The 413-nt window shown below is 76.8% G+C and carries 1 pseudogene; it reads left to right on the forward strand.

Annotation, left to right across the window (positions count from 1 at the left end):
* A pseudogene (locus UUA_RS18420) lies at positions 1–259 on the forward strand (thymidine phosphorylase); the annotation flags it as partial.
* Positions 260–413 lie beyond the last annotated feature (154 nt).

Below are 413 nucleotides of genomic sequence, written 5' to 3' on the forward strand. Positions count from 1 at the left end.
GGGCCAGGCGGTGGTCGAGCTGGGCGGCGGCCGCAGCCGGCCGGGCCAGGCGCTGGACCATGCGGTGGGCCTGGCCGAGGTGCTTGGCTGCGGCAGCGCGGTCCAGGTCGGGCAGCCGCTGGCGATCATCCACGCCCGCCACGCCGATGCGGCCGAGGCGGCGCAGCGCAAAGTGGCCCGTGCGTTCCGCATCACCAGCGAGCCGGCGCCGAGCCGGCCGCTGTGGCAGTGGCACATGCCGGCGGAGCAATTTGCATGAGCCGCGTGATCTGGCTGGTGTGCGATTCGCTGGGGCTCGGCGCCGCGCCGGATGCCGCCGCCTACGGTGACCTCGGCGCCGACACCTTCGGCCACATCGCCGCCGCCTGCGCCGCGGCGGCCCGCGGCCCGCTGCGCCTGCCGCAGTTCAGCCG

It is taken from the genome of Rhodanobacter thiooxydans LCS2 (assembly GCF_000264375.1).
GTDB lineage: Bacteria > Pseudomonadota > Gammaproteobacteria > Xanthomonadales > Rhodanobacteraceae > Rhodanobacter > Rhodanobacter thiooxydans.